The sequence below is a fragment of the Arsenicibacter sp. R0_47 genome (assembly GCF_057652235.1).
On record NZ_JBYFCJ010000016.1, the window covers coordinates 73,145 to 98,571 of the forward strand.

The window sequence follows — 25,427 nt, forward strand, 5'->3', positions numbered from 1 at the left end:
ACGGCTCAAAATTTACCTAACTTATTAATTTACAGTACTATAGTATTTTTTGTTCACGCATTACTGTTATGTTAAAATATCATTTTGGAACTAAATAGCCTAAATCTCTCTACGTTCACCCCGTTTCTCTCGTAACATGACATGGCGACGAAAAAGAAGAATAGTAACCCACATCTTGTCGTACAAAGCAATCAGTTTCTGAATTTTCGCCATACACTGGGCCTCGCAGAAGCACGGGTTTTTCTGAGTATGGTTGCCCAGATCGAAAAAGACGATGAGGATTTCAAAACATACCGGATCGAAGTAAAGAAGTTTATGGATCTGGTTGGGTTGAAAGGCCACGGCAATCACGGTCTTCTTCGGCAGGTAGCTGAGGGTCTGGCTAAAAAACAATTCAAACAAGTTCAGCCCGATGGCAGCTTTCTGGTGATTGGTTACATCAGTAGCGCCGAATACGTAGCAGGCAGGAGTTATGTCGAATTATCCTTTGATCCGAAGCTAAAACCCTTTCTGCTGAATCTAAAGGAAGCATTCACCCAATATGACATCCGTCACATTATTTCACTACGCTCCTACAATACCGTCCGGCTCTATGAACTACTTAAACAGTATGAGAAGATAAAGTATCGTGAATTTACAGTGCAGGGGCTAAAGGACATTCTGAACCTGGAAGGCAAATACGCCCGATATGCTGATTTTAAGAGTGCTGTGCTGGAGGTTGCCAAACGGGAACTTGCTAAAACAACGGATATTTCTTTTGATTATGAAGAAATCCGCGAAGGCAAATCCGTTGTGAGATTGCGATTTTTGATCCATTCAAACAATAACGATCAAGGGGTGGAAATAACCAGCCCCCCTCCTGTCGAACAACTTCCCATCCAACCCATTATCATTGTTGACACCCAACCCTCCCCCGTCCATACCCTCTTCAAAGAGATTGATGCTTCCCTGACCGACGCAGAGATCGACGCCTTTGTCGAGAAATCAGGGGTCGAGGAAAGCGACCTGATGGATGTGCTGATATATGCCCAGCAGGAGAAAAAGAAAGGCATTCAGATTCGAAGTATCCTGGCCTATGTCCAGTCCGGACTTAAAAACGGGCTGGGAAGCGGACTCAGCCAACGCAAGAATGCAAAAGCATGGGAGGAAGCAGAAAAACGCAGACTCCAGCGGGAAGATACCGAAATCAGGAAGTGGCTTACCGACGAATTCCCACTGTTCCTTTCAGATTATTACGAGCGGAAAGGCAGCGAAGCATCTGATACCGATAAATTTGCCTTCATTGCCTACATCAATGAAGAGATAAAAAAAGCACCCGCCATCAAACCAATGTACTATGATAACGATGGTAAGTTGAATCCCCAGCAGATGAGAATTTCATTAGGCATGGAACTTACTAAAGAGGCAGGCATCGCAGAAACGGAATTATTCATCGAGTGGGTTGCTGCAAACCGACAACAAAAGATTGCCCTGGTCAATGGCAGGTGGCAAACAATTCAAGCTTCACCATTCTAGGCCGCTCATTAATGGCATGAACTCAGATTAAATATACCAAATGCCAAGAGATTATAAATACAGACGCGACATCCACCTGCTAAAACAGTTTGGCCAGCGTATTCGGCAAATCAGGCAAGAAAAGCAAATGACAATGGAAGACTTAGCCTATCACTCGGGGCTTGACTATAGTCAGATAAGCCGTATAGAGAGGGGAGTCACCAATCCCAGCCTAATTAATATTGCACTGGTAGCCAAGGCTTTAACCATTGACTTACGAAATCTATTCGACCAGGATTGGGACTTAGCCATACGAAAAAATCAAGTGGGATAGAAAAGGCGTCGTGATGTCCGCAATGGGTTGCCGAAGCTCCCCGGTTTTTCTATCTTTGATTAACCAAATAAGCCGCATCCGGGGCGTAATCCGGAACCATAGAACGATGAATGCTGAGGTTTCACAAGGGACCCTACGCTATGCTCAGCGGGAGGGTATCGGAAAGATCGACCGCCATCATGGCATAGTGCCGGGTTACATCCAGCGTGCTCAATTAAGAAGCCGGGAGTTAGACGCCAAGGCGTACATTCTCAAGGAAATACAAAAGCGGTATCCCCGCCTGCTGGCCGACCAGGAAGCGTGTTTCGGGCTGGCTATGTACCTCAGTGACGAGGCCTTCACCGAATACCGCAAATACGCTGACAAACACAGTATCGAGGAGGCTTATCTATGGCAGCTTGGGAAACGATTAAAAAAATCAGTAGTCCAATGAACGCCAGCAACCGTCCGCCCAAGGCAACCGCCACTACGCCCACCTACCCGCAGTTCATCCGTAATTTATGTGCAAACAACGGGATTGCCTTCAGCAAACTCGACCGGGTGATGGCCCAAGCTGACTACCAGCGCCTTTACGCCCTATCATTCAATGCCTAACCCCTCCCAGTCATGACGACTACCCTGTACACTCTCAACCCCAAAACGGCGAATACGGCCCCGTTTCTGCTGATGGTGCAGCTTGCTTCTGTCGGCAACCCTGACTTTGGCCAGCATCCAGACCGCCCGCTGCCGGGCGTGAAAAATCAGAAGGTATTGGTTCGGTCTCTGGGGGAGGCCGTAACGGTTTGCCGGAATTTTATCGACGAAAACGAACTGGGTGGCGGCAACTGGTCAGGTGGGCAGGTCAGTCTGGTCAACGGTACTCCGCTGGCCTATATTTCCTTCAATGGCCGCATCTGGGAACCCCGCATAGAGAACCAGACTAACTATGCGTCGTTTCCGGCGCTGAACGTATTTTACCAGTCGTCTAAGAAGTTGTTGTGGGTGATTTCGGGCCAGTACAAGCTGTGTTTTACCCAAACGGTGAGCCGTCAGGAACTCGAAGGGTTGAGCAATGTCGATTTGTTGGCCCCTTATTCGTGTCGCGTTACGCGGCAGGAGCAAACCGGCGATCTGCTGTTTACGCTGATGGATTCGGACAGAACGCCACTGGCCACGGTCACTATAACCGTTCGTCGCTAATGGTTACCGAATCGAAAAAGGCATTTATCCGCCAGACCCTTGCCGATTGTCGTCTGGAGAAGGACAGCAAGGGAAACGGGTACTGGCTGCATACGCCGGACTACGAGGTAGAGGACTACCCCAAATTCAAGCTGATGCTGACGGATCTGGGTGGGCAATGGAAACGGAAAGGCTTTTTCTTTTCGGCCAATCCCCTCCCTGCTCTGCAACTCATTCTCGACCGGGGGATTTCGTGGAAGCAGCTAACCCAGTACTTCCCGACTCCGCATCCGGTCGTCAAGCAGATGATCGACTGTTTACCGACCGGCTCTGATTTCTGGCACGGAAAACGCATTCTGGAACCGAGTGCCGGGCGCGGGAATATCCTGATGAACATTCTGCTCTACACGGGTCTGTTACGTCTGAATGAATCCCGGACAGGTATCGAGTTTCTTCCCAAATCAACGGTGCATCTGTGTGAACTCGATGAATTCAATTACGTATGCCTGGAAAACAGAGTCCCCCGGGAAATGGGCTATGAACGCGTAGGCACCGACTTTTTGCAGTTGAGTGAGGAACAGCAGTACGACATCATTCTGGCCAACCCACCCTTTACGGGTAACCAGTGGTTGACCCATTTCCGGAAAATGGTGCGCCATCTGGCACCGGGAGGCCGGATCGTGTGTGTACTACCCCAGAAAGCCGAACAGGAGCCGGGATTGCTGGATGGACTTGTGGATGGAAACATTATTCCGCTGCCCAAAAACAGCTTTAAATCGTCCGGTACGAGTGCAGATACCTGTATCGTATCGGCCCGACGGAGCGGAGAGCCGGTCAGCCTTGAGGAGACACCGGCTGAGGTGCGGTTCCACCGGCACAAAGGCGCGACCGGCACCACGCCTATTCCGGTCCGGCAAGCCCCACCGGCAGCAGCCAGCCCCCCACCGTCCGATCAGCCCCGAATATCCCGTCACGGTCAGTTTTGTCTTTTTTAATCGAAAAACGCATGGATTCTCCATTACCCCCAACGCCGGATTCCGGTACGCCTGCCATCCATCCCAAAGTCGCCTGGTTCGCCCGGGACATGCAGACCCAGCTACATCAGAACGCCCGGAAGGGCAACTGGGAATCGTGGGGCACCCTTCCGGAAATGCTGGTCGAACTGGAATACCACAAAGCTAAATTACTCTTAGCGCTTCGGGATAAAAACCCGGACCTGATCCGGGAGTATCTGGCGGATTGCGGTAATTTCCTGCTCTTTATTGGTAATGTAAACGGGCTGTATGAGCCGATGCAGGTCGAGACCATCGAGATTGATAATCTGTTCAGTACGGAGGCCAATGCCGCCGTTACGGACTTGCTGAGACGGGTTTGTGAGCAAATCCTTCAGAAAGGCGACCGGGAACCCGCACTGGCCTACCTTCGGCAGGAAGTCGCCCAATATAGCCTCCGGTTTCCGGAGATAACAGACACGGATGTACGGGAGTCGATAGGTTATTACCTGGATGCGGCCCTGACCGAACGGGGATTACCGCTCACGACACTCGATGATCTTCGGATCGGTTAATTTTGCTCAACAGGCTGATCTCTGTAGCCTAAACGACGCGGATGGCGTTTCTTTTGATTTATGACAACCACAATCCCCTATTTGCCCGAGGTAGCCATTTCTTTTTTCCTGAACGTACAGGAATTTATTAAAATGGAGACCAACCCGACGGCCTATTTTTTCTTTACCGATGCCCGTGATTTGCCGGACGGCCTATCAACCTGCATACTTCCCATCGAACCACCCCTGAATACCTTGACGGGTCGATGCGTGGTTGGCAAGCTCCAGTTTGTCACCGGAGATGAAGTGCCTCAGAAACGGGGTTACCGGACCTTTGTGTTGACCAATCCCCTTCATATCAGCCTGAACAACGGGATGGGAAAACTAACGATGCAACCAAAACCCAATACCCTCGATCAAGGGCAATAACTAATGGAATTAACGATTAGCATACCGCCGATACCCCAAAAAATGCAGGAGCTTCCCCAGGACCACAGGGGACTGCCTGTACCCCTGGGAAAGCTATCTGGAAGAACTACAAAAGCCCTAAGCGTTCCTAAAACGAATAATTCTTAGCAGATCGAGTGTCATGACCGAGTTTCAGAAAAAATGCGTCGAACGACTGACCCAGAAAGGGGGCCAGTCGGTGAACGAACTGTCGTGGGGACTAAACACCTCCCGGGTGGCCGTTGTGTCAGCGATGCGTTCGCTGGAGAAGCAGGGCTTGGCTGCATCCTACCGACGCGGACGCGATCAGTGGGCACCGTTGTGCTTTTACCTGCTTGACCGGGCCACTCCGTCCTGATACCAGAAAGGGCTACCCCCACCGGGAGCAGCCCTTCACATTCTTCTGGTTCCACAATCAAAGGGTAATCAGGCCACACCTACCCCTGCTTTACTGGTAAATCACTGGAGCCGGGTTATCGCACACCTCAATGCGGTAATCCAGGGTATCGACCACCAAAAATCCGGTATTGGCCTTGTCGTAACAGTCCGTATAGTCCCATACCTGAAGCTGGTGCGCGTAAAGGCATAGACACACCGTACTCATGCCGGCACCAAGCGAACTCAGATCAATGGTAATACAGAACCGACCATAGAACCAGGTCGTCTCTTAACTACTGCCACAGCCTCCAAGCCGGGCCTTCACCGTGGCTGATCCTGCATTCGTGCGAACCAATCCGGGCTTGACCTTCAACATCGACACCAACCGCGACCGATCCCGCGCACTGAGCGCCGACAACGGAATCTCATGTATTCCTTTTTTTGCCGAGATCAGCCCGGAACGAGGAGGGCAGATGACTCTCAATAAATTCATTCGTGAGTACCTGCGACGGCACCTGCATGGGCACGAGCGCGGTTACTTTATCCTGTTGGCAGGAGAAAACCAGTAACGCCATCAGTAAACAATAAACGATCTTTTTCATTTTTCTTAAAAACGGAGATTGATAAGTATATGGGAAATAATCAACGACTCGTAAGTCAGGTATAAATATATTGTTTTATATCTTATGGCTGAGATTAAAACCGTTATACATGATCATTGGGGCCATTTTGGGCGGTTATTCGCTCCTTTTTACCCGTATTATCGTCTAAAGACAGCATGTATTGATATGATATATATCTAATGTTTAATTGATTAAATAAGTAAAACCGGCCTGTACGCCAAACTGCCTGAATCAATCGGGAGATGAAAAGGATAAAGCCCTGATTATTAGCATTGTAAGTCGTAGACAAAGATTGTATTTTTATACTGATGGAAGAGACGACAACAACACGAAGTCAACGGCTGGCCGAGGAATATATCCGTCAGCATCCCGGCGCAACACCGGAACAACTCTATCTGGCGGGGTTCGCCAAGGCGTTGACGCTGGCCAGTCAGTCGGTTCAGGTTACGATTACTGACGAGTTTTCGGGCCAGATCACCGGCACCATTGGCCCCGATCAAAGCTGGGATTTGGCCGACGAGCGGTATCAGATTGATTTGTCGTCTATTCTGGGAGTCGGTTCAGAGATCATCGACCCCAATCAACCACTAACCCCAACTCTAATCTCATGAAAACGACCCTTTCACTCACCGTTGAACTCGAATTCACCGACGACATTACCGGCCAGGAACCCACCATAATTGATCAGATCGGGCTAACGCTCCAACACCTCATCGAGGGCGTTGGTCTCACTGCCGATGATTCGGAAGCCGTAACCGCGTCGATTCATGTAAGCGAAACAGGTTCCGACAAAGAGCCATACAGTCACTCATTCCCGGTATTAGCGGCTTAAACCGCTTAACATACAACAAGCCCATGAACCGAGAATCAACCATGCTGAACACGTTCCGGAGCCGCTTAGCCGCGATGTCCCCCGGGGAATTCAAACTCCTCTGGGATGACATAAAAGAGCAGAACAAGGATGTCGTCGGGCCAACGGCCAACGAACTGATAGCCAGTTTTCGGCCCCAACAGGAAGAATTCATCCGCCGGGCCAGTCAATCGGGAACGCTTGGAGAGCCGTTGTCACTGGCCGTTCTCTTGGGAGTGCAGCACCGCGAAGGGTTTCTGGACGAACTGGACACCCTGCCGGGCATACTGGACACCGTTCAAGCGGCCATCATCGAAGCGGCCAACGGGCAGGACTTGACCCTTGACGTACCCGTTTGCGACAAACCCGCGTATGCCTATAACTACGTGCGGATTGTGGGTCTGACCGCTGAAGGCTCATACCGGGTCGAATCGGTCGATGGAGAGCCGTTGGAACGGCCTATGCTGTACACGGATTTTCGACCTAAAACTCTGATTGCGGTTTACCGGGAGTTCATTGGTCTGTTTGAAACAGGCGACCAAACCAAGGCGTATGCTGACTAAGATCATTTACGGCTGGTCAGGCAGGGAGGGCGATTTTCCCGCTCTGCCCTATCTAACGAGGTACGTCCTAATCAAGGCAAGAAGCTGGCAGCTATGCCTCCATGTATTCCATCGGTCAGACTTTCCCGATTGGCACGATCACCCCTGGGATTTTCTGACGCTGGTGCTCTGGCGCGGTTATATCGAGAACCTGCTCGGGGTGTGGCTATCGCAAAACAGACCTGACGCTCTCAGTACGGGAGTGGGTTTGCCCTCAGTGTGGCCGTCACCATGACCGGGATGTGAATGCAGCACAGAATATCAAGAATAAGGGGGCCGGCCTCCCGGCGGCAGGAGGTGCCGTGTCAGCTTGGGAGAGATACACGCCTATGGAGGTGGTAGCCCAGGAATCTCCCACGCTTTAGCAAGGAGTACTTCAAGTCGAACTCCACAACGACCGCGACGGAAGGCCCGGGAAAGCGATCACGCTGGTACTGATGGGCAAACGGCGACGGGAATGGGGTTTCTGGCACTGGAAAGACTATTTCAACCTTAAAAACTGTGACTGATGAGTCTACACGACCGGGCAACGACCATTATCGCTGACCTGATAACCAAAATCGGCCCCCTCGATCCCAACACGGAGGCCGAAACCATTGAAGCCATTAAGAAACTGGCGCTGGATGCCTATCAGCACGGTCGTAGCAAAGCCGAGGCCTGGAACGCAGTAATCAGTGAGGCCGAAATAAGCTTTAATCTTCTACAGCCGTGACGCATCAAGAATTAGTCCAGTCGGCCTACCGCTGGGTTTTAAAGGCCACTTCCTGTGGAATGGCTGTCCGGGAGTTGACCACGGCGGCTACCAACGGGGAGTACCCGGATGTGCTGGGGTTTGGCTCAGGCATGTCCGTGCTGGTCGAGTGTAAAGTTTCGCGGAGCGATTTTCTAGCTGATAAACGAAAGCCCTTTCGGCAACAACCCCAACTGGGGATGGGAACCTACCGCTTTTATTGCTGTCCGACAGACCTGATCCGGGAGACCGACCTACCCCCTAACTGGGGGCTGATTTATGTGGACGAGAAGGGCAAGAGCCAGACGGTCTTCAACCCCTATAACGGGAACCGAAGCGACTACTCGAATATCTGGAGTGGCGGTTTCAAGCCGAATATCGAAGCCGAACGTCAGCGACCCACCCCCTAACGGGGGTAGGCTTGTGAAAGAGCCTTGCTGACCCAACTAAGCCCCAGAGGGCTACGTTAGTACCGTCAAGATACCGTTGGGTGCATTACCAGCCTGACGCTCTATCGACAGCGATTAAACACGATCTGGGCAGATCGAGTGTCGTTGTCCCAACAAGCGGCTCTAACCTTGTTCAGGTAAACTTCAACCCTGTAAAGGGATAATCGCCCGGTAACGGGTACTTTTTATGCAGAATCGAGTCTTCGTGCTGGCTACCGACAAAACCCCGTTGATGCCCTGCCATCCGGCCAGAGCCAGAGAATTGATGCGCGAGGGCAAAGCGGCTGTGTTTCGTCGCTACCCGTTTACCATCATCCTCCGCCAGCCCACCACGGACGGTACGCAGCCAGTGGCCCTCAAGATCGACCCCGGCAGTCAGACCACCGGCATGGCTATTGTTGTCACCGGAAAGCGAGGAAACCGCGTGGTCTGGGCCGCTGAACTCACCCACCGGGGCAAAGCCATTCGCGCCAGTCTGGAGAGCCGACGCGCCTTGCGACGGGGCCGACGGAATCGCAAGACCCGCTACCGCAAGCCGCGTTTTCTCAATCGAAAACGGCCAATGGGCTGGCTACCCCCTTCAACCCTCAGCCGCGTCCTGAACGTGCAGACGTGGGCCAAGAGGCTGAAGATATTGACACCCCTTTCGGGCCTGTCGGTCGAACGGGTACGCTTCGATACGCAGAAGCTGCGGAATCCTGAGATCGAAGGGGTCGAGTACCAACAGGGTACGTTACAGGGCTACGAAGTGCGGGAGTACCTTTTGGAGAAATGGAACCGCCAGTGTGCCTACTGTGGTAAAAAGGACGTTCCCTTGCAGGTCGAACACATGCACCCCAGAAGCCGTGGAGGTTCCAACAGTGTCAACAACCTGACGTTAGCTTGTCAGCCCTGCAATCAGAAGAAAGGGAGTCGCACAGCCGCCGAGTTCGGGCATCCTCAGCTTACGGCCAGAGCCGCCCGGCCCTTAGCTGATGCAGCCGCCGTCAACGCCACCCGGTATCGGATCGTGGACGAATTAGCCACCCTGGGCCTACCCATCGAAACAGGGAGCGGAGGCCGCACCAAGTACAACCGTACCGAGCAGGGCTACCAGAAGGCCCACTGGATAGATGCCGCCTGTGTGGGCGATTCGGGAGAGAAGGTCTTTCTTTTGGAATGTCTGAAGCCCTTGCGGATTACGGCTACCGGTCACGGATCGCGCCAGATGTGTCGCACCGATAAATACGGTTTTCCTATTCGCTACCGGCCACGAGCCAAATCATTTATGGGCTACCAAACCGGTGATATAGGTGAAGCTAAGGTGCCCGTCGGGAAGTATGCTGGGACGCATCGGGGCCGGATCACCATTCGCCACCGCCCCAGCTTTGTGCTATGCAATGCCCGGGGAGTCCGCGTCGAACTGCACCCCAAGTACCTCCGACGCATCCACCGCCAGGACGGATATGCCTATTTCAATTAGTCAATAACTTAATCACCACTTACCGGCGATTCACCACCCCTGTAAACAAGGGTGTCCCTTCGCTTTCATTTCATGGATTTTAGGTCCGGGTACTGTAGATTTTCCAGTGAGTGATGAACGACTGATTTATCTTGACCAGTTGCAAAACTATTGGTATTTTCTCACTGGAGAATCACTTTCTCTATCCGGCGAAATCAGTTCCAAATAATATTCTTTAAACCCCGTTTGGACCATTATGACGATAGAAACTGTAGAAGACCTGTCTGAAACGTTGGCCGATTGGATGGGTGTTTTTGGTTGCTGCAAAAACGTCAAGACGGACGACGATCTTTGCACGTTTGACCCCGAAAAGCCAACCTGTTGCCGGGTCGGCCTGGTGCAGCACCTGAAAGAGCGGATCGCTCAGGCGGTTGAAAACGAAAGACGGCTGACCGAACTTTTCGGTGAAAATTTCCGGGAGGTTCTAACCCAAAAATCATGAAGACAATTGTTTACTGCCACTCCGGATTGATTTACCGGGTGCCCGACAAACTTTATGACCGGTTTATCCGTGCGGCCCGGGATGATATAAACGATCCCGAGGCACTACAGCGCGTAAACCAAGAAATAGCGACCCGGTATAAACCGATGGTAGCCGACTATATGGCCACCGCTGCCGATGAAGAAAGTGGGTTACTGGGCGACGGGCCGGAGCGGTAAGCGGCCCCAACCCTGAACACCGGAAATACGACCTTTTTCCAGTCGGACTGGGACATAGGTACGCCCGTTAACGGATGCCGGAAATCGCCGGATTGGTAGCGTTCAGTAAACTCCTGTCGGGTGTAGGTATAGGTCAGGTCTTCCTCCCGAAAGGCGAATTCGTATTCCAGTAGCTGGCACCGTTCTCCACTCAGGTATTGCGTGGCCTGTAAGAGTTCAACAATCGTGAACGTCCCTTCCGTCACTGTAGCCAGTCGTTCGAAGGTGATCGGTTCAACAGTCTCGGGATGACTGTCCACGTAGTCTACGATCCGCTCACATAATGTACGAATACGATCATTCCCCTGCCAGTCCAGTTGAATAACGGGGTATAGTTTGTTTTTCATTAGGTACAGTTGCTGGAGTATTTGCGATTCGCGAATTGAGAATCGCGACCCCAATACTTTTTGATATTCAGCCCTTAATGCTTTTTCAAATTTAAGCTCTGAATACTTAATGCAGGGCTTTCTCATAAAAAAAGGCAAGTAGTGCTAAGCCCTACTTTTGTGGTTGACCAAACTACATTCAGCCTAAACCCGCGAGGAGACCCTTTAGGCTGGGGAGGGATCGTGGCAACTTTCCCAAAGGGGAAAAAGGCCTGTGCGTTGGGGCAACGACTCCAGCGGTCACAAAAAATAGTACTTGCACTGCCATGACACAAAATCGGCCCCGTAACGGGTCAATAGTGAGGTGTGAATGACAGACACCACTACACAGAGGAACCGTGTGATGTGAAAACATCAGACACGGCTTTGACCACAGGCGGGATCGGTGACGAACTCGCCGGGTTCAATCAAAAAACAATCATATCATCTGCCCTGCGTTGCTTTAGTTTCTTTTAATAGCTATCATAGCAGTAAAATCCTGCATGATGACAGCTATTTCAGATTATGTCGATCCGGCCGATATTGTCAAGGCCAGTATTGAAACACGCTACGAAATACCTTTTTTCTCGTCCTATGTCCAGGCCGGCTTTCCCAGTCCGGCCGACAACTATCTGGAAAAGGTCTGCGATCTCAATGATCTGTGCGTGACTAACGCCGAATCCACCTACTTTGTGCGGGTAACGTCGGATTCTATGATCGGCGACCGGATTGAAGCGGGTGATGTACTGGTTGTGGATAGTTCCCGCGAAGCAGTGGACGGCAAAATCGTCATCGCCTGGTACAGCGGCGGCCATACGGTGAAGCGCATCCATTACGCCGGCGACATGGTGATCCTGATGCCCTCCAATACCAAATACGAGCCGATTTACGTGCACCCTGGCGACGATTTCCGTGTTTTTGGTGTGGTTACCTTTGTGATCCATAAGCCGGTATGATCGCTCTTTTGGATTGCAATAATTTCTACGTAAGCTGTGAGCGAAGCTTCAATCCGTCACTGGAAAACAAGCCGGTCATTGTGCTGAGTAATAACGATGGCTGTGCCATTGCCCGCTCCAACGAAGCCAAAGCGCTCGGCATTAAAATGGGGACCCCCTATTTTCAGTTGAAGGAATTAATTGACCGTCACGATATTTCGGTTTTCAGCAGTAACTACACGCTTTACGGTGATATGTCGGCCCGGATCATGTCCACCCTCGGCCGTTTTGTTGAAGATGTTGAAGTCTATAGCATCGACGAAGCCTTCCTGAATCTGTACGGCTATGAATCTGCTTATCCGGATCTGACAACACTGGCAAAAGAGATCCGGAGTACCGTCCTCCGGTGGCAACGGATACCTACCAGCGTTGGTATTGCACCGACAAAAACACTGGCCAAAATCGCCAATAAGCTGGCCAAGCTGAATCCGGAGCATCAGGGCGTGCATCTGCTCGATACCGACGAGAAGATACTCAACGCGCTGGATAGTTATGATATTTCTGATCTCTGGGGGATTGGCCACCGGTATGCAGCCTTTCTTAAGCATAATCAGATCCGGACGGCCCTGCAATTCAGGAACCTGCCTGATGACTGGATTTCCGATAACCTGACGGTGAATGGCCTGCGTATGGCCTATGAGCTGCGGGGAACGCCTTGTAAGATGATTGAAACGGAAGCAGCCCCCAAAAAGGCCATCTGCGTGGCTCCCTCCTTTGGACGGATGGTTCCGGACCTGGAAACCATGTCGGAAGCCCTTTCAACTTACATTGGCAGAGCAGCTGAAAAACTCAGAAAGCAGAAAACAGCAGCCGGCGTTATGACTATCTTTGTTCATACAAACCGTCACCGCACTGCTCATAACGGTTTGCCGGCAAAGCAGTATTATAATTCACGGACAGTGGAGCTGCCCCATCCTTCGGCCAGCACATCTGAGCTGATTGTCTATGCGCAGGAAGCCCTGAAATCCATTTATGCCTTCGGCTATAATTATCAGAAGATCGGAGTTATTCTGACAGGTTTTGTTCCGCTTAACTTTCAGCAGGGCAGTTTCTTTACGAACCCACCGGACGAACGTCAGCTTAAGGCCTCTCAGGCAATGGACAAACTGAATGAACGTTTCGGCCGTGACCGTGTGCGCGTGGCCAGCGCCGGCTACGATCCCACCTGGAAGCACCGGCAGCAATTCATGTCGCCGCAGTATACGACTAAATGGGAGCATATTCTCAACGTGTCTTGATGATACTCACCGAAAAGCCTGGTCGATGGTTGCCGGGCTTTTCGGTGAGTATCTCTTAGTATCCGGAGAACTTGTCGTGCCGCAGAATATACTCAATACCTTGACTATTCCCCGTCATAAATGATCGAGGATTCTTGCAAAAGATATAGCCTATTGGCTTGTCTTAGCTTGCAACGGGCGAGTCCCCGCCCGGAAATAGTTTCAAAAGACCCATGTTGCGAATGTTGATGGCCGCATTACGGTCTCTATCGTGTTTGGTCTGACACGTTTCACACGTCCATTCCCGTTGGGATAGACTCAGTTCGTCCTTTAGGTGGCCACAGCCTGAACACATTCGGGATGAAGGCTCGAAGCGGCCAATCTGTACGAAGTGCTTGCCCTGCCATTCGCATTTGTAGCGGACAAAGCGCTCAAACATCGACCAGCCCACATCTGTAATAGCCCGGCTGAGGTGGCGGTTGCGAATCATGCCTTTGATATGCAAATCTTCCAGCACAACCGTATCATACTGATTGACTATCTCAGTTGATGTTTTGTGCAGGAAATCTTTTCGCTGATTGGCTACCCGCTCATGGAGCTTAGCAACGACTAACTTCTGCTTCTGATACCCTGTACTGGATAACCGTTACTACCGGATGTTAAGACTTCAGGCCAAATCCGGGACTTTCTCCCTGTCGCTGATAAAGAACCCATCTGCCACCGACGATCCCCAGGACTCGTCAACGACTCAGCAAACCAGGGATAGCTTGACTGAAGAAACGCTGAAACTGTTACTGCACAAGGTATTCGGCATCAACGACCAGCCCTCAAACCAACCCAGCGATACGCCTTATTCCATTTTGGCCAACCTGAATTGATTCGTGCCTCAACACAGTTTTTTTGACTACAAGTGTCGTGAGGCAGATTTGAAAAGTGAACCCGCAGTCTGCTTAACAAGATTGATTCTTCTTCAGTTATTCGTTGTTTTGCATTACTATTGTTATGAACAGAAGTATTTATATGCTATCAATTTTATGTTTTCATATATTGCCATGATTAAAAAGTTCTACAACGGAGACAATGAGGGCATATAGTAAACCGAGCTAAGGACAATGACCGGTTTCAGGGACTCTTGAAGTCTTACCACAAAAACCGGTGAGGCTACCGGGTTTTGTCAGTCGGTGCTGACCTGAAAAGTAAAATTGGTCAGAAACGATCAATAAGATAAAAACGATTCAACCAAATGCTGCATTTTTAGAAAGCAGTGCCATGTAACGGTTAAATCAGTAATACAGTGTTTGAACTAACAATTATTTCTTGTTTCTAACACTTTTATTACAAAGGAAAAATTAATATATACAGCCATGCAAATCCAAAATCTTATTACCGAACTAAAAAAATATGCAAACAGTCTTCTCGACCGTGAAGGATGGAGTATTGCTTTTGAACTTTACGAGGATAAAGAGTCCAGAATGTATATTAAAGTTAAGGACCGGTATATTAATTTTGTAAATGAGGATAAGGATTTATTAAAGATAGAAATTCCTGTTTTTACGGAAATATATTCAGGAAACGATAAAGAGTTAACGGACTATATAAGTAGTAATGAGCAATTAAATCTGGACAATTATATAGTTTATAAATATAAGTCCGAATTGTTAATTAATTTGGGGAACATTTTTAAAAGTAATATAAAACTTCAAAAAATTATAGTAAAGATACAAGATGAGAATTATTCTTATATTAAATCTTTAAATGTCAAAAGATTTTACTCAATTGATCATATTAATCTAGATGGAATAAACGGAGCAAAAGAAGTATATTTTTTGGGAGAAAACGGTGATGGTAAATCTTTAGTATTAATGGCACTTCATCTGGCATTTAATGGCAGATATATTGATCAGAGGTATACTTTTGAACATACGGGTAAAATAAGGGATATTTTAAAGGAAAATAAATATCTTATTTTTAATGCCAGGGACACTAATGGTACAAGTTATGGTGGGGAAAAATTGGTTTTCTTGCAAAATTTTTATGCCTATGGGGTTCATCGTGGCAGGTATAACAGTGAAAAATATGAACAATACGGATTCATGACTTTATATGATACTGATTTACAACTATTTAGCCCTGAAAGATTATTAAGAGATTCGTATTCTTTTAGCTTAGAAAAAATAGCTAATAGAGATACAGAATTGAATGGCAGATACTTAAAGCCGGAATTTATTCCGCTTGACACTTTGATAAATCTTTTTAGTAATCTTTTAGAAAACAACGTTGAAATAAAAGTTTCGATAAACGAGGTGCGGTTTGTTGAAAAAGGATTTAATCTTACATTCAGTCAGCTATCCGAAGGATATAAAAATATTATGATTTGGATCTCTGATTTAATTTACCGTTTTCAGAAGACTCAACCGCTAGTAAATAAACTTGAAGATTTTAAAGGAGTGGTCCTTGTTGACGAAATAGAGCTGCACCTTCATCCGATCTGGCAAAGAAAGTTTATCAGTCAGTTAAGGCATTTTTTTCCAAATATTCAGTTTATTTTTACCACGCATAGTCCAACTATTATCCAGGGGGCATCCGAAGAGGCAGTAATTTACAAGATATATCGTGACCGAGAAAGTGGCAGTACCCGTTCGAGTGAAGCCTATTATAAGAAAGATCTTGATCATCTTATGCTTAATTCGCTGGTAACCTCTCCTCTGTTTGGATTAGAAGATGCCAGGGTATCCAGTGAGGCAGACGCAGTTGATACAAGTGATTCATACATTCAGAGCAGGGTTGAGAAGAGGGTCATGGCTGAATTACAAAGACAAAAAGAAAACGGAAAGGTTTTTCTCAGTGACTCTGATATTGATACTCTGGTTGATACTATATTAAAAGAGGAATTGCTTAAAAAATGATAAAGATTGTAAAAAATATTTCAATGTCTGCTACACCGCTATCATTGAGACCACCAAAAAAAGAATTTTTTGACAAGAAAAAGATTCACAGAACTGCTTCTACTACCGGTAAAAGGAGACAGGAACTCATTACGAAAACTGCTTATATAGATACTAAGATTTATAATTCCAGATATAAATCGAAAGATATTAAAAAATCGTTAATTAACATTTACAATTACAAGTGTGCATTTTGTGAGCAAATAGTTGAATCATTTCATGTAGAACATTACAGACCCAAGCAAACGTACTACTGGCTTGCCTTTTCATGGGATAATTTACTGTGTGCCTGCCATTATTGTAATGAATATAAGGGTGTTCAATTTCAGATCAATGGGATCAGGGCATCGTATAAAACAGAACATGATGATCAGATTAATACATTAAGTGGAATATATGACGATGAGGAAAAACCTGTCCTGATTAATCCTGAAATTACTGACCCTTACGGATTGCTTATATTTAATCAGGATGGTAATCTGAGGTCTGACGATCCCAGAATGGACTATACTATAAAAACTTGTAAAATATTTCGTACATATCTCAAGGATAGGCGCAAAAAGATTCTTGATGATTTACGTAGAGATTTAAGGTCTGCTTTCGTAGAAAATGCCACGGCACAAGAACAGGGAGTAGCTATTCAAACGATAATCAGAAGGTTTATAGCTGACAGTAATGATCCTGATAGGGAATTTCTTGCTTTCCGGAGATATATTATTGAAAACTGGATTAGACATGAGATTCAAAATGCCAGACGTGCTTAAGTTTAACTAATCAATCTTTGTATTTATGCCTTATTCCTGGACACCCTTAGACGAAGTTCTGTATACATACTATAAAAAAGCACTTGAACTGAACTGTATCACTTCTGTAGAGAAAAAAGCTTTCGATGAGCTTACTACCCGTAATCCGGCGCTTTATGATACAATTGATAAGGTTATAGAACATAAATTTTCATGTACAGATAACTATTATTTTCTCCATACTCTTTTTACTTCTGAAGAGAGACAATATTACTGGACCCGTAAGCATATGAATGAGTTTATATTACTAAAAATGGAATATGATTCACTGACATGTCTATGGGATGGTAACATGGCTCCTGAGTTAATACAAAGGCTCTCCCGGTTAGCTGCTATAAATCCTCAAAATGACTCGGCTGAATCCTCATATCCCCGGGCTTATATCTACACAGACGAAATGCGTAGGGAATATGAATTTAATAAAATAGTAGTTGAATTCGGAGCAGGTAGTGAGGGTGATCTTCAAAAGTACTACAACTTAAAACACGAGCATGCTCAATACAGGGAGGCTGAAATTTCCGTATCACTGAAAAACAAGATAAACAGCGTTTCAACTTTAAATGAGTTGGGTGGCGTGATTTCCCTTGAGGAATCCCGGTTCATGTGGACGGAATTAATGCGAAAACAGCTTCATCGCCTCGAACTGGAGATGGGAAGAACATTCCCGGGTGAAGGTGCAGATCCTGATGAATTATCGCTGTATAAGACCAATAATGGCTATAATCCAAGAATAATGGCAGCATGGTCCAGACTGAGAGCTATTGATCCGTTGGTAGTGCTGTGTAACACTGATCCCTTATCCCGTGGGCGATTTGCTGACCCGAAATTCTTTCCCGAAGAATCTTTCTTTGATGAAATTAAAGATCAGTGGGATGAGACGCTCTATAAAAAGCTATATGCTAAGCTGGGTGATAAGGAAATAAGTGATGGTGATATGTATAATTTTAAATTATTATATGTTACAAGCCCTTTATTTGCTAAAACGTCTACGGATATTTCCGGTATACCTTTGTGGACTGAACAGGAAGACGATGAGTTTTTTTTACTTTGTAGAGTAAACCGGGTTTTACTTGCAAATGGAAAAGAAATGGATGCGAGGAGAAAATTTCGCTACGGGCAGTTAATTCGATTAAGGAGGGATATTATTCGTAATTCTGAAAATTTGACCGGGCAGGCACTTCAGGATAAAACACTTGAAATTCTTGAGTTTAACAGTTTACGGTATGAAAGTGGCATTGAGACAGATGAGCAAGTCGAAGAGGAATACCGTAGGAAAAGGAACAAAAAATCATATATTCCCAAGATTCATCCCCGGTCTGTGTTCGATGAAAATTCGCAGTACTTTGAGTGGGATATTGACTAAAGGCAGTCTTCCGGATATATTTCTACTAAACAGAAGCGTCATCCGGAGACGTTGACGGTGAAATCACTCAAACTGTAGTCAGAGCCTACGCCATGCCTGGTAAGCGATTGCGTTCGCGCTGTGCTTACGATTTGAAGACTGACCATCCCTATCCCGTTGAGGTTCTGTATGCTGTTCAACAATCAGTACCGGTCCAGGGGAAGCTGACAGGATTGTATTTCAGGTAGTTTCGGTATTAACTCAACCCTGATTGAATGTTTCATACAGCTCGTTCCCTAAACGCAATAGCCTGAACAGCTACCTGTTCAGTGGTTGAATCCAGACCGGTATATCGGCATCAGGATCAGGATTGAGGTAGCGAGAGTGTTGTCCCGATCCATTTTAAGCAGGGTTGCATAGTGCAACAACAAGAACCAATACTGTCATTTTGAGCACAATAACAGCAGGAAGGGGCAGCTAACACTGACTGACTTTGACCTCCATGATATGACATTTGCTGTACCGTTTCCATGCCTGACGGAGTAGTACAGGGGTTGCACATTTGATTCCGAAAAGCCAACCTGTTGCCGGACAGGTCTGGTCGAACACTTAAAAAACCGAATCACTCAGGCCGTGCCCTAAAGACAGAGTGAGAATCTAATTGACTCCATCTTTTTTTGATGCCACGGCACTGATTCGCAATTCGCGAATTGCGAATCAGTGCCCTCTGTTCCGCTACCGGCTCAGGAGTCGATTGATTTCCTGAATCCGTTGCTCGATGATGTTCATTTGCTCCATCGACAGCAGTACTGGAGTAAAAACAGGGTCCATTGGCCGTTGTTTATAGGCCTCATTGAAGAAGTAAGTACTCAACTGGGTCGCATAGAGATATTCGCTTTTGCATTTCTGGAGCAAAGGAGGAATCACTTTTTGAAGGAACGGCAGTGCTGTAACTGTATCATAGATCGTCCGGTGAAAACCGGGATCGTTCGAAAATATTTCCGTCAGGGCATTGATCTGATCCTGATTAATATCCCAGTTTGCCTGATCCCGTTCCGCTTCCCGTCGTTTTAGCTCTTTCTTGAGTTCGGCCACCTCCTGGGCTTTGCGTTTCTGTTCCTCAATATTTTCCTGAGCTACCTCCTGAGCCTTCAACAAATCACCATACTGATCTTCCAGCCCTTCCGTATTGACGAGTTTGTAGAAATAGCCCGTTGGATTGCCGATTTTTTCCTTACCTGTCTGTGAACTTTTTCCGGCCAGAATTTCCAGGGCCACCCGAATCCGTTCCAAAGGATGAGTTTCCAGAGCGATGTTCATATACGTCCGGGTGACGCCGAGTTTTATAGCCCTTTCGCCGAGTTGATTCACCTCCTCATCATCGGATTTGACTTTCGCTTTACGACCGGGTTTCTTTTTGCCTTCCGGCTGGTACTCACCAAACAGATTCGTGGGACGTATCTCAGCTTCCGTCCCCTCTATCAAGGCCGGTTCAGCGGCTGATCGTCCCCCTCCAAACATAATATCTTCGAGTGTCAGGTTCGTTTCTTCTATTTCCGTTACCTCTTCATTCGATGGAGGCAGAACAATACCACTGCCTTCGGTTTTCAGTCGGATGTTAAAAAAACGGATACCTGAAATTCCGGGCTTATTCAGATGAGGACCCGATGAGTCATAGACTGGTTCATAATCAAAGAGAATATCCGTTTTTTCGACAATCTGGGCATGGGATGGTCTTAGAATACTCCTATTAAGTTCGGCATAGGTTTTGGCAACATCCTTATCCTTGTATTTCATCCCACTGTCCTTATAGGAAAGCGCCCCAATCATTTCCCGAAACTCAGTCAGGGTATATTCCCGCTCCCGGCGGAAACGGATCATACACATTATCTCATAAATACGAATGGCATAAGAGGTCTTAAGCAGCGTGGTCCATTCGCCGATGTACTGGGTGTAGTGCTTGGAGAGTTGAAGGAGTTCGGGCTTTAATTCATCATTGAATTTAAGTACGACATACGAGTTGGCATCCCCTTGCGGAAACGCGTCTGCCGGTATATCTACCCGTACAGCCAGAGGTCGCATTACTAACCGTCGCCCATGTTCACCTTCTTCGACCAGGTGAACTACTCGCCTGGCCAGATCAATCGCAGCCAGCCTCACCAGTTCATAGGCCTTGCCACCGGTAACGCCAAACTTTTTCGAAAACTGTTTAATGGGAATAACTGCCGGTTCAAATGATTCAGCATTGGGCTGGACACGTTCAATCATCTCCTGAAATATTCGCATCTCCCACAAACTCAGATAGTACCGTGCCTCAATGATCCGATTGGACTTCTTGATAACCATCGGCTGCTTATACTTATCCTTCTTCTTCTGGCTTCGGGTCGATTTGGTATTTCTGGACACTTTTGCGGCCTTTACCGCACTCACAGCCTGCCGTTTAGAGTCTTTTGGAGTTGCCATTCGCTTGGTTTGTTTAGGTTGGGCTTCGAGACGTTAGTGCGCCCCGTTTTGATGACTTTCGGCCATTTGCTGCGTCAGATAGAAGAGTTCCTTGCTCAATCCCTTGTTGAAGGTCAACAGAACGTAACCAGGATCATCTAAGGGTTTGGAGATTTGCCCAAACACCAGAGAGACCAGAATACGGATCACCTCCCGAAGGAGCCGCCCTGGCCATACATTAAGTTCGTTGCGCCCCCCACAACCTCACCTGACTTCTTAATGAATGTCAATTGTTTTTCCATGTTGTACAAACGTGTTGGCTTTTGATTGTATATTCTTGTAATTCAGCAATTTATGCGTGATTTCAGTCCGTACAAAAACGGGGCTTTTTTCCCACTTTAGTCCCAGTTGAGCAGCCATTTTTAAAGTTTTATAATATAAATCGAACTATTTATTATGACACTAAAGTACGTTACAAGTGTTTATTCCAAGGGGGTGAAATATCCCATTTAACACATTTTGCACCCACCTTTCGCGCACCTTATTACCCGGGGGAAATCTCCCATTAAAGCAGGGGAAATTTCCCACTTTTCTACCCTGACAGGCCAATTTCCCCCCGTATTCTCTACTTCATGCCGGTTTTTGAGTCGAAAAGTAGACAATGTTATCCACATAGGCAATAAAAGGCAGGGGAAATTTCCCACTTTTATAGGTAACATATTCCATTTTTGTAGGTAACAAAACCCACTTTTATAGGTAACATATTCCATTTTTGTAGGTAACATATTCCATCGAGGGGGGGGAAATTTCCCATTAAAGGGGGGAAATTTCCCACTTTTCTCTTTATAAATTACTGATAGTCAGTAACTTACGCGCCTTCTAATATTAGTAAATGCCTTATGTAAAATTTTTTTTAATTAATAAGAAAAGACAACAACAATTAAAATGTACTGCGTTAGGCTGTTGTTGTTTCTTTATTTTCTCTTTTTTTTGTGCAGAAAAGGGTTGATAAGCCCCTACAAAAAAAAGATCGTTCGCTTCAAGGGAACATTTTCTCAACGACCACCCTTTTTTGTTGAGCCTGTAGCCGATGTCACTAAATTAAGTATTTTAGTGATAAAACGTTGCATCGGGCCACACGAGCTTGCTTGTTTGGGTAAAGCCACTAAAAAAGCGAAAAAGAGGGCCACAGAAGCGATTAGCGCCCTTTTCGATACAAGGGTAGGCAAATGCCAGGATCGTGGCACCACGGCCAGATTTAGGGGCTTAAATGAGGGCTTAAAAGAACTGCTGTCCATGCCCGACTCATGAACCTGGTAACTACCTGTTCACATCAATGCCTGTCCTAAGAGGTCTGTCAGGGTGATTAAGATACGAATCAATAGGGAGGTAAAGGATTGATTGCGAATGAGTTGTGCTTTTTTTAGGGGCCGTGTTTGGGTATCTTTGGTAAGCGATTTAACCAACCTCACAAGACGATGACCCTACAGGAACAATTTATAAACTGGTATGCCAAAGAATATGCTTGGTTACGGGCTACGGTAGACCCCTCCTGCATCCTGCGGATTGAGGGTGACCATTTGCTGGTGAAACAATATGGCTACCGCTTTACGCTGTTCCGGCAGATCGGGAAAGGTTTCACCCGGGTTTTTGACGGGGGATCAGATCAGCCAAAAACGGAAGCCGAATTCCTGCGCCGGAGCGACCCTGCGGTGTATTGGTCAATTCCCGAAAAAATCCAACATTTCTCCCACAAGGGGCTGGGTCAGTTCATCCAGCGTCAATACCAGAAAATGCTCGAAGAGGCCCGACCCTGGAATCTGCATTCGGCCACGATCCGGAGCAAACTAATGGCTCTGGAAACACTCACCGTTACCGAAATGGAAACGGCAGCTATGGAGTACCGTCAACAGTGCCTTCAAACCGCTTAACCATCATGTCCAAAAAACGAACTACCTTTTCCTATCAGGCGAAAACCGATTCAGTCGAACCGGTTATCTGGCAACTGCTTTGGCTGCTTAACCGGGTGCTACGCCCCCGGGGACTGCCCCGGCTTCCCTTACTCTGTCTGTATGCCGATAATGTTCATAAGGCATTAGTGGTCGAACTAAATACCTCGACCGGATACCGATTCCTAAAACTTGAAGGAGAAGCAAGTGCCTTGTCGCTGACGCTGATCCGGGATTTGCCGGTAGATCATGCAGATCGGCAGACTCGTTGGGATAGTTTGACGGAGAAAACCCTGAAGGCTGTACTGGAAGACGAACTGACCGGTATATTGGGGAGTATCACCCCACTGCCTGACCATCTTTTTCCCATTTTGCGGAATCTTAATTAGTCATCTAAATAGCCTTCTTTGTACATTCTGGAGTTGCTACATTTGACTGGACATTCTAACACGGGTTTTAAGATTTATTTGTCTGGAATGTCTACCAGGTGTTATGAAATTAAATGATTGATTTATGCTTGTGAAGGTATGCCTTATTGTAAATAAGAATCAAATGGGACATAAAAGTTTGATATACAGTGTTTTATACTTTTGTGTTAATATGATTGGCGCTATATTTACTGTATAAAAATGGAACATTAATTAATATCAGCCATCTTGAAACAGACTACCTACACAACCTATAAATTCCTTCAGGAGCTATATTTAATTCGTAAAACAGGACGACAGAAGCCCCCCCGGGTTTGTGGGGGAGCGGTGGTCGTGCTGGCAGATCCCGGGAAGTGGCATTGGGATGGCTTACCTGAATTCAGCCTTGGCGTTCTGGCCGGAGACACCCGACGATTCTACCGGGAGGGTGACGTGCTGCCCCTTCATTTCAATGCTCAGGCCCGGCTAACCCCTACCTCCTGTCTGGGCACCGGTTCGCCGTGTTGTCTGACTACGCCGGTTGAATGCCTGCGGTATATGGGCTTTGAAATTGAATGGGAATACCGGACGGAATCAGGTGGCTCCCATTATCAGTGGTCCCCGGTTTTTGAGTTTTACCAAAGTCTGGAGGAAGCCGAAATGCAACCCGAACCAGCAACGGCAGCCCAATTCGGGGCGGCTATGGTCAAGGGTGTGAAGCTGTCGCTGAATAGCTTTGCGCCGGGGTCTGGCGTAGCAACGGGAGAACCAACCCAAACGGTTGTGGGCGCGTATGCCTTGCTGAGCCAGCGGGGGCAGTCCTATTGCGCCGTCGATCTGAAAGCGAACCGTCCCTGCCCGGTGGAGGTTCTGTTTTCCGTTCGCCAATCGACTCCCGGCCAGGGTCAGACCATCCAGTATTACCGGCAGCTTCGGTATCTGCTCACACTTGACGGAACGTATCATACGGCGGTTTCTCTGAAGGCCATGTCCGAAATGGCCCCGCAGGTTCCCGTCGAATCCCAGCCAGTGTATCGGTATCAGGACTAACCGAGCGCATTAAACACACAGTAGGGACCGAAAGGTTATTTGATCCACAGAAAGGAGGGTTGCAACGCAACAGTCAAAAAACCTTTATAACATGGAACCAATTAAAGCAGGAAAAGAGCATCAGCTAACGCTGATGGACTTTTCCCTCCAGGACACCGACATTTACTGTACGGTATCCATGCCTGACGGGAAGCAGTACCGGGGCGAAATCATTAACCACAATCCTTATGCTCCGGACGAAATAGGCTACTTTGTGCGGATCGGGCGTATCAATGGTTTTGCCAAACTGGCTGAGATCCCGCCGATTTACTATATTAGCCGGGAAATCCCGGGGTTACCCGCGTTCATTGAAAAAATCAGTGAAAGGGAGTTTTACGGGTACGAGGACCTATATGAGCCGTATTCACCAGTGGCTTATTCCCGTAATGAGAATTCGTCGGTTTATCTGGAGACAATAAGTGCTGCGTTCCTGAATCGCTGGGCCAACGCCGTCCGGGTAATGGTTCGGGATACAGTCCGCAATGATACAACAACATTCGATGGGCTTTATATTCGGCAGACCTTCTGTACGAAAGGCTTTGTACTGAGCGAAATTCACCTGCACCGTTCAGAATACATTACCAACGGAGTACTCATTGATGGGTATGAGTTATTTTCCCAGGGAACAATAGGGATCGGTGTTGGAGGGGATTTTGATACCCATTCCTCGCCTGTTCTTTACCTGCGGGTTCCCCTTTCGGCTATCGCAGGCAAAGAGAATATTGATAACCTTTCTACGCTTTTGAAATGAAACCATTAATGAATAAAGACGACATTCTGGCTATAATAGGCCAGAATGCCTACGACAGACATTTTCGAATGGGCCATGAAACGCTGATGGGGATTCGAAAGCCGGATAAAGAAATTGACATCACGAAACTGAGGAAAACCAAAGAGGATTCTATCCAGGGACTGTTGATGGAATTAGGAGCCGCCGTACTGCTCCGGGACGTAGAAGAAGAAAAATCTGTTAAATTCAGGCTTGCGACTGAATACGCTTTTCTGGAAGGACTACACCACGAGGCATATTCGTGATGGATCGTAAATAAAACCCCAATATCC

General features: G+C 47.4%; 33 protein-coding genes and 1 pseudogene. 30 read left to right on the forward strand and 4 right to left on the reverse strand.

The genetic code is table 11. The features are described 5' to 3' along the window. Positions 1–141 precede the first annotated feature (141 nt). The 9 genes from AC23NW_RS22595 to AC23NW_RS22635 all read left to right on the forward strand — a co-directional run bounded on the left by AC23NW_RS22595 (position 142) and on the right by AC23NW_RS22635 (position 5,337). Positions 142–1,515: a replication initiation protein gene (locus tag AC23NW_RS22595; protein ID WP_487452241.1), complete on the forward strand. Its 1,374-nt coding sequence runs from the start codon at positions 142–144 to the stop codon at positions 1,513–1,515. Between the two features lie 40 nt (positions 1,516–1,555). Beyond that, complete coding sequence (locus tag AC23NW_RS22600) at positions 1,556–1,828, forward strand: helix-turn-helix domain-containing protein (protein ID WP_487452242.1); 273 nt, start codon at positions 1,556–1,558, stop codon at positions 1,826–1,828. A gap of 106 nt (positions 1,829–1,934) precedes the next feature. Beyond that, complete coding sequence (locus AC23NW_RS22605; protein ID WP_487452243.1) at positions 1,935–2,261, forward strand: hypothetical protein; 327 nt, start codon at positions 1,935–1,937, stop codon at positions 2,259–2,261. Beyond that, positions 2,258–2,422 (forward strand): hypothetical protein, encoded by a 165-nt coding sequence (locus AC23NW_RS22610; RefSeq protein ID WP_487452245.1) that lies wholly within the window; start codon positions 2,258–2,260, stop codon positions 2,420–2,422. Before AC23NW_RS22605 ends, AC23NW_RS22610 begins: the two co-directional genes overlap by 4 nt. Before the next feature lie 12 nt (positions 2,423–2,434). Further along, complete coding sequence (locus tag AC23NW_RS22615; RefSeq protein ID WP_487452247.1) at positions 2,435–3,007, forward strand: hypothetical protein; 573 nt, start codon at positions 2,435–2,437, stop codon at positions 3,005–3,007. After that, a complete protein-coding gene (locus AC23NW_RS22620; protein WP_487452249.1) occupies positions 3,007–3,981 on the forward strand; it encodes a DNA methyltransferase family protein in 975 nt (324 codons plus the stop codon). Before AC23NW_RS22615 ends, AC23NW_RS22620 begins: the two co-directional genes overlap by 1 nt. Positions 3,982–3,992: 11 nt before the next feature. Next, positions 3,993–4,553, forward strand: a complete 561-nt coding sequence (locus tag AC23NW_RS22625; protein ID WP_487452250.1) for a hypothetical protein — start codon at positions 3,993–3,995, stop codon at positions 4,551–4,553. A gap of 60 nt (positions 4,554–4,613) precedes the next feature. Further along, positions 4,614–4,961, forward strand: coding sequence for a hypothetical protein (locus tag AC23NW_RS22630; protein WP_487452251.1), 348 nt, complete (start codon positions 4,614–4,616; stop codon positions 4,959–4,961). Positions 4,962–5,121: 160 nt separating this feature from the next. After that, complete coding sequence (locus AC23NW_RS22635) at positions 5,122–5,337, forward strand: hypothetical protein (RefSeq protein WP_487452252.1); 216 nt, start codon at positions 5,122–5,124, stop codon at positions 5,335–5,337. A gap of 90 nt (positions 5,338–5,427) precedes the next feature. On the opposite strand, the gene AC23NW_RS22640 is transcribed toward AC23NW_RS22635, so the two are convergent. Continuing rightward, positions 5,428–5,583: a hypothetical protein gene (locus tag AC23NW_RS22640; protein WP_487452253.1), complete on the reverse strand. Its 156-nt coding sequence runs from the start codon at positions 5,581–5,583 to the stop codon at positions 5,428–5,430. A gap of 100 nt (positions 5,584–5,683) precedes the next feature. On the opposite strand from AC23NW_RS22640, the gene AC23NW_RS22645 reads away from it, so the two are divergent. The 10 genes from AC23NW_RS22645 to AC23NW_RS22690 all read left to right on the forward strand — a co-directional run bounded on the left by AC23NW_RS22645 (position 5,684) and on the right by AC23NW_RS22690 (position 10,772). Next, a complete protein-coding gene (locus AC23NW_RS22645) occupies positions 5,684–5,926 on the forward strand; it encodes a hypothetical protein (RefSeq protein ID WP_487452255.1) in 243 nt (80 codons plus the stop codon). Between the two features lie 362 nt (positions 5,927–6,288). Beyond that, a complete protein-coding gene (locus tag AC23NW_RS22650) occupies positions 6,289–6,591 on the forward strand; it encodes a hypothetical protein (RefSeq protein WP_487452257.1) in 303 nt (100 codons plus the stop codon). Continuing rightward, positions 6,588–6,812, forward strand: a complete 225-nt coding sequence (locus tag AC23NW_RS22655) for a hypothetical protein (RefSeq protein WP_487452258.1) — start codon at positions 6,588–6,590, stop codon at positions 6,810–6,812. Before AC23NW_RS22650 ends, AC23NW_RS22655 begins: the two co-directional genes overlap by 4 nt. A gap of 23 nt (positions 6,813–6,835) precedes the next feature. Continuing rightward, a complete protein-coding gene (locus AC23NW_RS22660) occupies positions 6,836–7,393 on the forward strand; it encodes a hypothetical protein (RefSeq protein WP_487452260.1) in 558 nt (185 codons plus the stop codon). 179 nt (positions 7,394–7,572) lie between these two features. Continuing rightward, positions 7,573–7,797, forward strand: a complete 225-nt coding sequence (locus AC23NW_RS22665; protein ID WP_487452416.1) for a zinc ribbon domain-containing protein — start codon at positions 7,573–7,575, stop codon at positions 7,795–7,797. Between the two features lie 143 nt (positions 7,798–7,940). After that, positions 7,941–8,144, forward strand: coding sequence for a hypothetical protein (locus tag AC23NW_RS22670; RefSeq protein WP_487452262.1), 204 nt, complete (start codon positions 7,941–7,943; stop codon positions 8,142–8,144). Continuing rightward, the gene (locus tag AC23NW_RS22675; RefSeq protein WP_487452263.1) at positions 8,141–8,572 is read left to right on the forward strand and encodes a hypothetical protein; all 432 of its coding nucleotides are present in this window, start codon (positions 8,141–8,143) and stop codon (positions 8,570–8,572) included. The genes AC23NW_RS22670 and AC23NW_RS22675 overlap by 4 nt, the downstream gene beginning before the upstream one ends. A 271-nt stretch (positions 8,573–8,843) precedes the next feature. After that, complete coding sequence (gene iscB, locus AC23NW_RS22680) at positions 8,844–10,073, forward strand: RNA-guided endonuclease IscB (RefSeq protein ID WP_487452417.1); 1,230 nt, start codon at positions 8,844–8,846, stop codon at positions 10,071–10,073. 235 nt (positions 10,074–10,308) lie between these two features. Then, a complete protein-coding gene (locus AC23NW_RS22685; protein WP_487452265.1) occupies positions 10,309–10,554 on the forward strand; it encodes a hypothetical protein in 246 nt (81 codons plus the stop codon). Continuing rightward, positions 10,551–10,772: a hypothetical protein gene (locus AC23NW_RS22690; protein WP_487452266.1), complete on the forward strand. Its 222-nt coding sequence runs from the start codon at positions 10,551–10,553 to the stop codon at positions 10,770–10,772. Before AC23NW_RS22685 ends, AC23NW_RS22690 begins: the two co-directional genes overlap by 4 nt. Here AC23NW_RS22690 and AC23NW_RS22695 read toward each other — a convergent pair. Next, entirely contained in the window at positions 10,712–11,158 is a 447-nt protein-coding gene (locus tag AC23NW_RS22695) for a hypothetical protein (protein WP_487452267.1), read from the reverse strand. The two genes, AC23NW_RS22690 and AC23NW_RS22695, sit on opposite strands and share 61 nt — an antisense overlap. A 521-nt stretch (positions 11,159–11,679) precedes the next feature. On the opposite strand from AC23NW_RS22695, the gene AC23NW_RS22700 reads away from it, so the two are divergent. Both AC23NW_RS22700 and AC23NW_RS22705 read left to right on the forward strand, forming a co-directional pair. Continuing rightward, positions 11,680–12,132 carry a LexA family protein gene (locus AC23NW_RS22700; RefSeq protein ID WP_487452268.1) on the forward strand — a complete coding sequence of 151 codons (453 nt, stop codon included), beginning with the start codon at positions 11,680–11,682 and terminating at the stop codon, positions 12,130–12,132. Continuing rightward, the gene (locus tag AC23NW_RS22705; protein WP_487452269.1) at positions 12,129–13,409 is read left to right on the forward strand and encodes a Y-family DNA polymerase; all 1,281 of its coding nucleotides are present in this window, start codon (positions 12,129–12,131) and stop codon (positions 13,407–13,409) included. The genes AC23NW_RS22700 and AC23NW_RS22705 overlap by 4 nt, the downstream gene beginning before the upstream one ends. 163 nt (positions 13,410–13,572) lie before the next feature. Here the strand turns inward: AC23NW_RS22705 and AC23NW_RS22710 are convergent. Further along, positions 13,573–14,013, reverse strand: a pseudogene (locus AC23NW_RS22710) (RNA-guided endonuclease TnpB family protein); the annotation flags it as partial. Positions 14,014–14,044: 31 nt separating this feature from the next. Here AC23NW_RS22710 and AC23NW_RS22715 point away from each other — a divergent pair. From AC23NW_RS22715 to AC23NW_RS22730, 4 genes are all read left to right on the forward strand, one after another. After that, positions 14,045–14,266 carry a hypothetical protein gene (locus AC23NW_RS22715; RefSeq protein ID WP_487452270.1) on the forward strand — a complete coding sequence of 74 codons (222 nt, stop codon included), beginning with the start codon at positions 14,045–14,047 and terminating at the stop codon, positions 14,264–14,266. Positions 14,267–14,752: 486 nt separating this feature from the next. Beyond that, entirely contained in the window at positions 14,753–16,294 is a 1,542-nt protein-coding gene (locus AC23NW_RS22720) for an AAA family ATPase (protein ID WP_487452272.1), read from the forward strand. Further along, positions 16,291–17,097 carry a hypothetical protein gene (locus AC23NW_RS22725; protein ID WP_487452274.1) on the forward strand — a complete coding sequence of 269 codons (807 nt, stop codon included), beginning with the start codon at positions 16,291–16,293 and terminating at the stop codon, positions 17,095–17,097. Before AC23NW_RS22720 ends, AC23NW_RS22725 begins: the two co-directional genes overlap by 4 nt. Before the next feature lie 25 nt (positions 17,098–17,122). Beyond that, positions 17,123–18,499: a hypothetical protein gene (locus tag AC23NW_RS22730; RefSeq protein WP_487452275.1), complete on the forward strand. Its 1,377-nt coding sequence runs from the start codon at positions 17,123–17,125 to the stop codon at positions 18,497–18,499. Positions 18,500–19,213: 714 nt separating this feature from the next. Here AC23NW_RS22730 and AC23NW_RS22735 read toward each other — a convergent pair. Next, a complete protein-coding gene (locus AC23NW_RS22735; RefSeq protein ID WP_487452277.1) occupies positions 19,214–20,941 on the reverse strand; it encodes a replication initiation protein in 1,728 nt (575 codons plus the stop codon). Positions 20,942–22,398: 1,457 nt separating this feature from the next. Here AC23NW_RS22735 and AC23NW_RS22740 point away from each other — a divergent pair. The 5 genes from AC23NW_RS22740 to AC23NW_RS22760 all read left to right on the forward strand — a co-directional run bounded on the left by AC23NW_RS22740 (position 22,399) and on the right by AC23NW_RS22760 (position 25,400). Next, entirely contained in the window at positions 22,399–22,851 is a 453-nt protein-coding gene (locus AC23NW_RS22740) for a hypothetical protein (RefSeq protein WP_487452279.1), read from the forward strand. A 5-nt stretch (positions 22,852–22,856) separates the two neighbouring features. Continuing rightward, complete coding sequence (locus AC23NW_RS22745; RefSeq protein ID WP_487452281.1) at positions 22,857–23,258, forward strand: hypothetical protein; 402 nt, start codon at positions 22,857–22,859, stop codon at positions 23,256–23,258. Between the two features lie 267 nt (positions 23,259–23,525). After that, complete coding sequence (locus AC23NW_RS22750; protein WP_487452283.1) at positions 23,526–24,326, forward strand: hypothetical protein; 801 nt, start codon at positions 23,526–23,528, stop codon at positions 24,324–24,326. Between the two features lie 91 nt (positions 24,327–24,417). Then, positions 24,418–25,116 carry a hypothetical protein gene (locus AC23NW_RS22755; protein ID WP_487452285.1) on the forward strand — a complete coding sequence of 233 codons (699 nt, stop codon included), beginning with the start codon at positions 24,418–24,420 and terminating at the stop codon, positions 25,114–25,116. Next, the gene (locus AC23NW_RS22760) at positions 25,113–25,400 is read left to right on the forward strand and encodes a hypothetical protein (protein WP_487452287.1); all 288 of its coding nucleotides are present in this window, start codon (positions 25,113–25,115) and stop codon (positions 25,398–25,400) included. Before AC23NW_RS22755 ends, AC23NW_RS22760 begins: the two co-directional genes overlap by 4 nt. Positions 25,401–25,427: the final 27 nt, after the last annotated feature.